A 9,794-nucleotide genomic window follows, 5' to 3' on the forward strand; every position below is an offset into this window, starting at 1 on the left:
GTCACCACGCCTTCTACACCGATCATCGTGATTCGGCTCACAGATGTCAATAGTTTGTCCTGACATTAGGATGTTTGTACCTAAACTTTCCAGGATCAGCCACACTCCCGCACCCAAATCGCCCCGGGATAGGGGGATCAGAGATATCCGCCGCGGGCCCTTGACCGGGGGCTTCTCACTGCTATTATCAAAAAGGCAGTATGTCCTATCAAGCGAACATGCACCGGACATACGGGTTCCTGGACGCAGGACGGCCCGCAGCACAAAGGGAGCACTCAATGGCGAACCAACTTCACCTCAGCATCGACAGGTCGTCACCGGTGCCCCTCTACCACCAGGTGGTGCAGGGCATCGAGGCTGCAATCCACACGGGGCTGCTAGAGCCAGGCAGCCGGCTGGAGAACGAAATCGACCTCGCCGCGCAACTGAACCTCTCGCGGCCCACCATGCGCAAGGCGATGGATGAACTGGTGCGCTCGGGGCTCCTCGTGCGGAAACGCGGAGTGGGCACCCAGGTGGTTTCGAGCCAGGTCCGGCGCCCCCTCGAACTTTCCAGCCTGTACGACGACCTCACTAACAACGGCAGCAAACCCACCACCGACGTCCTGACGTTCGCGCACATCGAAGCCGACGACGCCACGAGGCAGGCTCTGCATTTGCCGGCCGGCGCGAAGGTCTACCACTTCACCAGGCTGCGGAAGGTCGGCGGCAAGCCGCTGGCCCTGATGGAGAACTGGGTCCGCGATGACATCACGCACATCGACGAGCAGCTGCTGGGGTCGCAGGGGCTCTACAGTATTTTGCGCAGCGGCGGGGTCAACTTCCGGCTCGCCACCCAGCGGATCGGCGCCATGGTGGCCAACGAATACCAGGCACCCCTCCTCGAGACCGAACCCGGCTCGGCGCTGGTCACCATGGAGCGTACCGCCGTGGACGACACGGGCCGGAACGTCGAGACGGGACACCACGTCTACCGCGCCGATTCCTACAGTTTTGAAATGACCCTGGTCCAGCGTTAGACGCCTTCAGCGCTGAAGCCTGACCGACTCACAATCTGAAAGAGAACAATCCATGGCCGACTGGGTATATCCGCTGGGCAGCGCAGCCGAAGGCTGCTGGGATGTTTCGCTGGGAACAGCGGACTCTGCACTCACCGTCGAAGGGTGGGCACACACCGGGCTGAAGGTGGCCACACTGGCCCCGGGCGCCGTCGTCGAACTCCCCGCCGCGGGTGAGGAACGGATCGTGGTTCCGCTGGGCGGGGCCTTCACGGTGTCGGTGGACGGCGAGAAGTACGAACTGGCCGGCCGCGCCGGCGTCTTCAGCGGCCCCAGCGATGTGCTGTATTCCGGTGCGGAGAAGGCGGTCTCGGTCACTTCGTCCGACGGCGGCCGGGTCGCCATCGCGACGGCACCCGCGAAAGTCCAGTACCCCACCCGTCTGATCACGGCGGCCGAGACCCCGGTGGAGCTGCGCGGTGCCGGGAACTGCTCACGCCAGGTCCACAACTTCGGCACCCCCGCGGCGCTGGAGGCGGACCGTTTCATCGTGTGCGAGGTCATCACCCCCGCCGGCAACTGGTCCTCCTACCCTCCCCACAAGCACGACGAGGAGAAGGACGGCGAGACCCGCCTCGAGGAGATCTACTACTTCGAGACCAGGGTGGCAGATGTTCCGGGCGCATCCGGTCCAGGACCTGACGCGGACGCCATCGGATACCAGCGCGTCTATGCCTCGGACGAACGCCCCATCGACGTCGCAGCCGAGGTCCGCACCGGCGATGTGGTCCTGGTTCCCTATGGCTGGCACGGTCCCGCGATGGCCGCGCCCGGCTACGACCTGTACTACCTCAATGTCATGGCCGGGCCGGGCCGGGTCCGCGACTGGCTCATCAGCGACGACCCCCACCATGGCTGGGTCCGCCAGAGCTGGGAAGGCCAGGACGTGGATCCTCGCCTGCCATTCGGCAGCTAGCGCCCGCCGCCTGGCCTTTGGGCGGCCACCGCCGGCGCAGTCCCACCGGCCGGCCAGCGCCTCACGCCGGCCGACTCAGCCGTTGAACTCAGCGGGATGCGGGCCGGTCCGGCCGTCCCGTTCAAGGGCGTCGATGGCCGCCAGCTCGGTGTCCGTCAGCTCGAATCCGAACACATCGAGGTTTTCGCGGATCCGCGCCGGAGTGACCGACTTGGGGATGATGATGCGGCCCTGCTGAAGGTGCCAGCGGAGGATCACCTGGGCGGGCGACACACCGTGGTCCGCGGCGATGGCGGTGACTGCCGGCTCCCCGAGCATGGCACCCTGCGCCAGCGGGCTCCACGCCTCGGTGGCCACGCCGTGGGCTTGGTTTGCCGCAGCGACGTCCCGCTGCTGGAGCGCCGGGTGCAGTTCCACCTGGTTGACGGCCGGTACTGTTCCGCCCAGACCAATGATTTTCTCCAGGTGCTGGGGCAGGAAGTTGGAGACGCCGATGGCCCTGACGCGGCCGTCTGACAGCAGCTTCTCAAGGGCCCGCCAGGACTCAAGGTAACCGGCCGTGGCCGGAGCCGGCCAATGAATGAGGTAGAGGTCCAGGTAGTCGAGGCCCAACTTTGCCAGGCTCGACTCGTAGGCAGCGAGGGTGGCGTCGTAACCATGGTCGGCCACCCACACCTTGGACGTGACGAACAGTTCGCCGCGCGGTATCCCCGACCCCGCCAGGGCGCGGCCGGTTCCGGCCTCGTTTCCGTAGATCGCGGCGGTATCGATGCTCCGGTAGCCGGCTGCGAGGGCCGCGCTGACCGCGTCGGTGGTCTCGTCGTCGGACACCTGGAAGACTCCGAAGCCGAGCTGCGGCATCTGGACGCCGTTGTTGAGCGTGACGGTAGGGATGGGCGTGGTGATCTGACTTGCATTCATGGAAGTTCTCTCTTGTTGTGGTGTTTTGCCAGGGTCAGCGGACTGCCGGAAGTGCAGGAGCGTCGGCGCCGGACCCGACGGAATCTGCAGGAGCGTCGGTGGTGGACGTGACGGAATCTGCAGGAGCGTTGGTGGGACCAGGGTTGGGCGCGGAGTCGGGCGCCTTGGCCGCGGCGATGGCCATCACGGCCAGGCCCAGCAGGGTGATGCCGGCCCCGGCCCAGATGGGCGAGGTGTAGCCGAGGCCGGCGGTGATGGTCACGCCGCCCAGCCAGGCACCGAGGGCGTTGCCTACGTTAAACGCGCCGATGTTGGCGCCGGACGCGAGGGTGGGGGCGCCGTCGGCGTATTTCATGACCCGCATCTGGAGGCCCGGCACCGTGGCGAAGCCGAAGCCCCCCATCAGGACCATGGAGGCGATGGTCAGGACCTGGTTGCCGGCCGTTAGGGCGAAGGCCACAAGCACCACCACAAGCACCGACAGGACCACTAGCAGCGTGCGGTCCACATTGCGGTCGGCAGCCTTGCCGCCGAGCGTGTTGCCGATGAAGAGGCCAGCGCCGAACACGATCAGGAGCCACGGGACGGTGGAGGCGGAGAATCCGGAGATCTCAGTCAGGGTGAAGGCGATGTAGGTGAAGGCGCCGAACATGCCGCCGTAACCAAGGATGGTCACCAGGATGGACAGCCAGACTTGGCCGGAGCGGAAGGCACGCAGTTCGCTGCGCAGGCCGCCGGGGGCTGTGTCACCGCCGCCGGTTCTGGGCACCAGTGCCAAGATGCCCGCGAGCGCCAGCACGCCGATTCCGGTGATGGCCCAGAACGTGGAGCGCCAGCCGGCAGCCTGGCCCAGCATGGTGCCGAAGGGCACGCCCAGTACGTTGGCCGCAGTGAGGCCTGTAAACATGATGGCGATAGCGCCGGCCTTCTTGGTGGGCGCCACCATGTCCGCGGCCACCACAGCACCGATGCCGAAGAAAGCGCCGTGCGCAAGGGCTGCCACAATGCGGCCGATCATCATCATCCCGTAGTCGGGCGCCGTGGCGGAGATGAGGTTGCCGGCAATGAACAGCACGAGCAGGGCCGCCAGCACCGGCTTGCGCTCGAACCGGGTCACCGCGGCGGTCAGTCCGAGTGCACCGACCACCACCGCCAGCGCGTAGCCGGAGATGAGCCAGCCGGCCGAGGCTTCGCTGACTTGGAAGTCGGCGGCCACAATGGGCAGCAGGCCCATGATGACGAACTCGGTGAGTCCGATGCCAAACCCGCCAAGGGCGAGGGCAATCAGGCCAATAGGCATGGGAGTGCTCCTTAGAAGCTGTACGGAATGAGGTGGGGCGCGTACGCTAGTAGTTGCAGACGCGTTATTTATTGTTGCACAAGCAGATACCCCGCGCAAGCAACTACATATTTGGGTCTCCCCGTTGGAGGGGAGGCTGGAGGAGGACAAACGATGGGCATCAAGGATGACGCCGTGGAAGTGCGCGCGCAGGGCTGGCGCACGCTGGCGGCACTGCACGGCCTGATCGAAGCGGAACTTGAACGCTCGCTGCAGGCGCACGCGCAGCTGTCCGTAGTGGAGTACACGGTGCTGGATGCGCTCAGCCGGCAGGACGGCTGGCACATGCGGATGCAGCAGCTGGCCCGCGCCACGGCCCTCAGCGCCAGCGCGACCACCCGGCTGGTCAACAGGCTGGAGGACCGCGGGCTGCTGACGCGCATCCTGTGTGCCGACGACCGCCGCGGAATCTACACGGAGCTGACCGCCAACGGCATCAAGCTGCTGGAGGAGGCCCGTCCGGTCCACGACGCAGCGCTGGAGCGGACCCTGGCCGAAGCCCAGGAGGTCCCCGAGCTGGCTCCGCTGGTGGACGCCCTCCCCCGGTTGCACGCCGGCGTCTAGGGGCGCGACCCGGAATCAAGCACAAAGCCCCGCCCCGCATCTGATGCGGGGCGGGGCTTCGTTGGCTGTCCGGCCGGACTTACTTTGCGGGGACCTGCTTGAAGTAGTGCTCCAGGTCCTCGAGGCTCTTGCCCCGGGTTTCCGGCACCACGCGCTTCACCCAGACGATGGCGGCCAGCTGGATGACGACGAAGCCGAAGAACGTAGCTGAAACGCCGATCCCGGCGACCATCTGCGGGAAGAAGAAGCCGATCAGGAAGTTGATCATCCACAGCACGAAGACGCAGATGCCCATGCCGATCCCGCGGACGTGCAGCGGGAAGATCTCGGACATTGTCAGCCACGTGACCGTGCCGATGCAGGACTGCATGGACGCCAGGAACGTCACCATGAACAGCAGCACGAGGTAGCCGCGGAACGTGCCTTCCGGGATCAGCATCGAAATTAGGCCGATGGCCAGCAGCGAGGACGCCGTTCCGCCCAGGCCCACAATCAGCATGGACTTCCGGGCCACGCGCGTCATCAGGGACATGCCGACGATGACGGCGACCACGGAGGTGACGCCGTTAACGACGTTTGCGAGCAAGGCGCCCTGGTCCCCGAAGCCGGAGCTGGAGAGGATGGAGCTGCCGTAGTACATGATGGCGTTGACGCCGCTGATCTGGTTGATGATGGCCATGCCCAGGCCCACCACGAAAATCCGCCGGATCCAGGGCACGGTGAGGTCCCGGAAGGTTCCAAGCTTGGATTGGTAGTCTTCCCTGGCGGCCTGGCGCACCTCATCGAACTCGGTTGAAATGTCCGCCGACGCGCGGGTCTTCCGCAGCACGTCCAGGACCTCGCCGAAGCGTCCTGCCGAGGCCAGCCAGCGCGGGCTCTCAGGCAGCACCAGCATTCCGAACCACAGCACCACGGCCGGCAGCGTGGCGATCACGAGCATCCACCGCCATACGTGAGAGGCGTCCGGGAAGGCATTGCCCAGCACGGCGTTGAACGTGAACGCCAGGAACTGGCCTGTGACAATCATCAGCTCGTTCTGGGTGACGATCCGCCCGCGTTGGGCCGTCGGCGACATTTCCGCCAAGTACACCGGGACGATCACCGATGCCCCGCCGACCGCCAGGCCAAGGAGCGTGCGGGCGGCGATGAGCAGTTCAGTCGTGGGCGCAATGGAACAGGCGACGGTGGCCACGGCGAAGATCAGGGCGAGCCCCATGATGGACCTGCGCCGGCCGAAACGGTCCGACAGCCGGCCGGCCGTGATGGCGCCGAACGCAGCGCCGAACAGCAGGGTGGACGTGACCAGCCCTTCCGTCAGCGGTGTCAGCCCGAGGTCGCGCTGCATGAAGGGGAGCGCACCGTTGATGACGCCGGTGTCGTAGCCGAACAGCAGCCCGCCGAAGGTGGAGAACAAGGCAACCCGCCGCAAGAACCCCTTGGGATTGGCGGGGGCTGCACGTACCGGGGTTTCTGTGGTCTCGGAGCTCGCGTGGGTGGCTTCCCGTTGCCTCATACGCTGACCTTCTGCACGTACTGCTTCATCGTCTCCAGCTGGAACCGCGAAACGTCCGCCGCGTTGTCGTCCTCGGCAAAGACGCTGGAGACCATCACGGTGTCGTCGCGGTCCAGGAAGCCGATTTCGTGCAGGCCGCCGAAGAACTCGTCCCAGTTGACGTCGCCGTCGCCGATCTTCAGGTGCTGGTGCACGCGCACGGGATTGCCGGGCGGGTTGGTGATGTACCGCAGGCCGTGCGAAGCGTGGTGGTCCATGGTGTCGGCGACGTGGACCAGGCGGAGCTTGTCCCCCGCGGCTCGCATGATATCCAGGGGTGCGTTCTTCATGTGGAAGCTGTGCGAGGCCACGTAGACCAGGCCAACGTTCTTGGAGTTCAGGCCGCGGATGACGCGGATGGCGGCAAGGCCCTCTTCCACGAAGTCGTCCGGGTGCGGATCGATCAGCAGGTCGATCCCTTCGCGTTCGATGATCGGCAGCAACTCTTCCATGGAGCGGTAGAAAGCACGCTCCGATTCTTCGGCCTTTTCGGGGCGGCCGCTGAATTCGGTGTTCATCGTGCTGACGCCAAGGTCCACGGTGATCTGGATTGCGCGCTTCCAGTAGCGGACGGCTGCCTCGCGCGCGTCCTCGTCCGGACCTGACCAGCGGAGCACAGGCAGGACGGAGGCGATCTCGATCCCGGCGTCCCTGCAGGCCTTGTTGAGCTGGCCCACCAGTTCGTTGTCCGCCTTCGGGTGGTTGAAGAACGGGATGAGGTCCGGGTGCGGGGTCATCTGCATGTACTTGTAGCCGAGGTCCGCCACCACCTTGGGAAATTCGAGCAGGGTGTGCGAGTGGTGGAACGGCGTGGGATCAAGTGCAATTTTCACGGGGGACACTCCATTGTGGATCAGTCAGGTTGTGCATGGGAGCGGAAAGAAACGGGAAGGGGGCCGCGGCCCCCTCCCCCTCGTTCCTAGCTGTAAAGGGCAGGCTTGGCGTTCAGTTTCACGGCGACCTTTTCGCCGTTCTTCTGCGCTTCAACACCGGCTTCGCAGCAGGCGGCGGTGGCGTAGCCGTCCCAGGCGGTGGGGCCGCCGATTTCGCCGCGGACCGCAGCGTCCACCCATGACTGGATTTCGACGTCGTACGCCGCACCGAAGCGCTCCTCGAAACCGGGCGTGACGTTGCCGCCCCAGCGGCCTGCGCTGCGCGTGTAGGGTCCCTTGTCGGCGCCAATGCTCACGATGCCGTCTTCGAAGGAGGCCTGGGTGGCCACTTCATAGCCGAACTTGGCGTTGACGTAGATCTCGACGTCGGCCAGGACGCCGGACTCGGTCTCGAGCAGGACGTGCTGCGGGTCGTGCTGGCCGGCCGGGGCGTTTTTCGTGGCCTTGCCCAGGCGCACCTGCACGCTGGTGATTTCCTCGCCGGTGAAGAACCGGATGGCGTCAAATTCGTGCACCACGGAATCGTTGATCAGCATTTCGTTGGTGAAGCCGGCCGGAGTGGTGGCGTTGCGGTGCTGGTGGTGCAGCATCAGCAGTTCGCCCAGTTCGTGGTCCCGGATGACCTGCCCCAGGGCGGCGTATTCGGCGTCGAAGCGTCGCATGAAGCCCACCTGGATGCGTTTGCGGCCCAGCTTTTCCTCGGCCTGGACGATCTTCCAGGAGGACTCGGCATCCGGCGTCAGCGGCTTTTCGCACAGGATGGGGATGTCTTTGGCGATCGCTTTCAGCAGGATGTCCTCGTGAAGGAAGCCCGGGGTGGCGATCAGCACGGCGTTGACGTCGCCGTTGTTGAGGGCCTCCTCGGCATCGGCCAGGGCCACTGCGCCCGGGATGCCTTCGATGGCTGCCTGCGCACGGGCGAGGTCGACGTCGACGACGGCGGCAACTTCGGCACCGTGGATGCGCGTGCTGAGGCGCTGGATGTGGTCCGCGCCCATGCGGCCGGCGCCGATAACGGCGACGCGAAGGGTTTCAGTCATTGTCATTTCCTTACGTTTCGGGTGCCAGGCGGCGGTTAGTTGACGGCCGTGCGGGAGCCGCAGGAGAGCAGGTAGTTCCGGGTGCGCTTGGCGATCGGCATGGGAACGTCGAAGGCTACCGGGTACATGTCCTGTTCCACGATGCCGAAGATGGGCCGGTTCAGGGCCTCCACGGCTTCGATGACGGCGCGCAGGTCCGGCAGCCCGTTGGGCGGCTCGGTCATCACGCCGGCCAGGTTGGCGGCTGCCCAGGTCATGTTCTCCTCGTTGACCTTTTTGAGGATGTCCGGGTTGATCTGCTTCAGGTGCAGGTAGCCGATGCGGTCCGGGTAGTTCTTGATGAGCTCAAGGCTGGAGGCTCCGCAGTATTCGGCGTGGCCGGTGTCCAGGCACAGGTTCAGGTATTTCGAGTCCGTGGCGGACAGCAGGGTTTCGATGTCCTCCTGCGCCCCGACATGGGAATCGGCGTGCGAGTGGAACTGCTGCTTCAGGCCGAAGTCCTCCAGCAGAGTCTTGCCCAGGCGGTTGTGTCCGCTGAACAGGTCGCTCCACGCCTTCTCGGTGAGTTCGCCACTTTCCACGGCTTCCCCGGTGACGTCGTCGCGCCACATGGCCGGGATGACCACGATGTGCTCGCCGCCCATGGCGGCCGTGAGTTCCGCGACCTTGCGGGCAGGTTCCCATGCGGTCTCCCACTGGTCCAGCCCGCGGTGGAAGGCGGTGAAAACCGTTCCGGCTGTAACCTTCAGGTCGCGCTGCTTGAGCTCCTCGGCAAGCCGGGTGGGGTCGTTCGGCAGGTAGCCGTAGGGGCCAAGTTCGATCCACTTGTAGCCCGATTCGGCCACTTCGTCGAGGAACCGCTCCCAAGGGGTCTGCTTGGGGTCATCCGCGAACCAGACACCCCAGGAGTCCGGCGCGGTGCCGATGATCAGTTTGTTCTCAGTCATTTCCGTTCCTTCTCATCGACTGCTCCGCAGGTGCCGTTTTGGACGCTCAAAACGGCGGTTATGGAGCAATCGATGGTGGTCATCGAGGTGCTAGTTGGACGGGAAGTTGTAGGAGGCACCCGAGGCGTGGGTGGGCTCCGGCCAGCGTGAGGTAACTACTTTGCCGCGGGTGTAGAAGGAGACGCCTTCGGGGCCGTAGATGTGCTTGTCACCGAACAGCGAAGCCTTCCAGCCGCCGAAGGAGTGGTAGGCCACCGGGACGGGCAGCGGCACGTTGATGCCGATCATGCCGACGGTGACGGAGCGCTGGAATTTGCGGGCGTTGGCGCCGGAGGAGGTGAAGATCGCGGTGCCGTTGCCGTAGGGGTTGGAGTTGATCAGGGCGATGCCTGCATCCAGGTCCTCCACGCGGACCACGACGAGGACCGGTCCGAAGATTTCCTCGGTGTAGGCGGTCATTTCGGTCTTGACGTGGTCCAGGACGGTGGGGCCGACCCAGAAGCCGTCCTCGTGGCCGGGGACCACCAGGTCGCGGCCGTCCACCACCATGGCCGCGCCGGCGGC

At 65.5% G+C, this 9,794-nt stretch carries 10 protein-coding genes; 3 read left to right on the forward strand and 7 right to left on the reverse strand.

Going from position 1 to position 9,794, the window contains the following annotated elements:
- The first annotated feature begins 278 nt into the window (after window positions 1-278).
- Window positions 279-1,019 (forward strand): GntR family transcriptional regulator, encoded by a 741-nt coding sequence (locus AC1DDG_RS17295; RefSeq protein WP_230117969.1) that lies wholly within the window; start codon window positions 279-281, stop codon window positions 1,017-1,019.
- Window positions 1,020-1,071: 52 nt separating this feature from the next.
- Entirely contained in the window at window positions 1,072-1,974 is a 903-nt protein-coding gene (iolB, locus tag AC1DDG_RS17300) for a 5-deoxy-glucuronate isomerase (RefSeq protein ID WP_476876999.1), read from the forward strand.
- Between the two features lie 75 nt (window positions 1,975-2,049).
- Here iolB and AC1DDG_RS17305 read toward each other — a convergent pair whose 3' ends face one another.
- Together AC1DDG_RS17305 and AC1DDG_RS17310 are read right to left on the reverse strand one after the other, a co-directional pair.
- Window positions 2,050-2,895 (reverse strand): aldo/keto reductase, encoded by an 846-nt coding sequence (locus tag AC1DDG_RS17305; protein ID WP_476877000.1) that lies wholly within the window; start codon window positions 2,893-2,895, stop codon window positions 2,050-2,052.
- Window positions 2,896-2,929: 34 nt separating this feature from the next.
- Window positions 2,930-4,195 (reverse strand): MFS transporter, encoded by a 1,266-nt coding sequence (locus tag AC1DDG_RS17310; RefSeq protein WP_476877001.1) that lies wholly within the window; start codon window positions 4,193-4,195, stop codon window positions 2,930-2,932.
- A 153-nt stretch (window positions 4,196-4,348) separates the two neighbouring features.
- Here AC1DDG_RS17310 and AC1DDG_RS17315 point away from each other — a divergent pair, with 153 nt between their 5' ends.
- Entirely contained in the window at window positions 4,349-4,798 is a 450-nt protein-coding gene (locus AC1DDG_RS17315; protein ID WP_476877002.1) for a MarR family winged helix-turn-helix transcriptional regulator, read from the forward strand.
- A 79-nt stretch (window positions 4,799-4,877) separates the two neighbouring features.
- Here AC1DDG_RS17315 and AC1DDG_RS17320 read toward each other — a convergent pair whose 3' ends face one another.
- The 5 genes from AC1DDG_RS17320 to AC1DDG_RS17340 all read right to left on the reverse strand — a co-directional run.
- Window positions 4,878-6,311 (reverse strand): sugar porter family MFS transporter, encoded by a 1,434-nt coding sequence (locus tag AC1DDG_RS17320; RefSeq protein WP_476877003.1) that lies wholly within the window; start codon window positions 6,309-6,311, stop codon window positions 4,878-4,880.
- Window positions 6,308-7,183 carry a sugar phosphate isomerase/epimerase family protein gene (locus tag AC1DDG_RS17325; RefSeq protein ID WP_476877004.1) on the reverse strand — a complete coding sequence of 292 codons (876 nt, stop codon included), beginning with the start codon at window positions 7,181-7,183 and terminating at the stop codon, window positions 6,308-6,310. Before AC1DDG_RS17325 ends, AC1DDG_RS17320 begins: the two co-directional genes overlap by 4 nt.
- An 86-nt stretch (window positions 7,184-7,269) precedes the next feature.
- Window positions 7,270-8,283, reverse strand: a complete 1,014-nt coding sequence (locus tag AC1DDG_RS17330) for a Gfo/Idh/MocA family protein (protein ID WP_476877005.1) — start codon at window positions 8,281-8,283, stop codon at window positions 7,270-7,272.
- A gap of 35 nt (window positions 8,284-8,318) precedes the next feature.
- Window positions 8,319-9,230: a sugar phosphate isomerase/epimerase family protein gene (locus AC1DDG_RS17335; RefSeq protein ID WP_476877006.1), complete on the reverse strand. Its 912-nt coding sequence runs from the start codon at window positions 9,228-9,230 to the stop codon at window positions 8,319-8,321.
- A gap of 90 nt (window positions 9,231-9,320) precedes the next feature.
- On the reverse strand, window positions 9,321-9,794 hold a 474-nt coding region (locus AC1DDG_RS17340), incomplete at its 5' end, for an aldehyde dehydrogenase family protein (protein ID WP_476877007.1).

It is taken from the genome of Arthrobacter sp. 10L430 (assembly GCF_056395245.1).

Coding starts and splice junctions, on each gene's coding strand:
- AC1DDG_RS17295 (WP_230117969.1), top strand. CDS start 279: ATGGCGAACCAACTTCACCTCAGCATCGACAGGTCGTCACCGGTGCCC.
- iolB (WP_476876999.1), top strand. CDS start 1,072: ATGGCCGACTGGGTATATCCGCTGGGCAGCGCAGCCGAAGGCTGCTGG.
- AC1DDG_RS17305 (WP_476877000.1), bottom strand. CDS start 2,895: ATGAATGCAAGTCAGATCACCACGCCCATCCCTACCGTCACGCTCAAC.
- AC1DDG_RS17310 (WP_476877001.1), bottom strand. CDS start 4,195: ATGCCTATTGGCCTGATTGCCCTCGCCCTTGGCGGGTTTGGCATCGGA.
- AC1DDG_RS17315 (WP_476877002.1), top strand. CDS start 4,349: ATGGGCATCAAGGATGACGCCGTGGAAGTGCGCGCGCAGGGCTGGCGC.
- AC1DDG_RS17320 (WP_476877003.1), bottom strand. CDS start 6,311: ATGAGGCAACGGGAAGCCACCCACGCGAGCTCCGAGACCACAGAAACC.
- AC1DDG_RS17330 (WP_476877005.1), bottom strand. CDS start 8,283: ATGACTGAAACCCTTCGCGTCGCCGTTATCGGCGCCGGCCGCATGGGC.
- AC1DDG_RS17335 (WP_476877006.1), bottom strand. CDS start 9,230: ATGACTGAGAACAAACTGATCATCGGCACCGCGCCGGACTCCTGGGGT.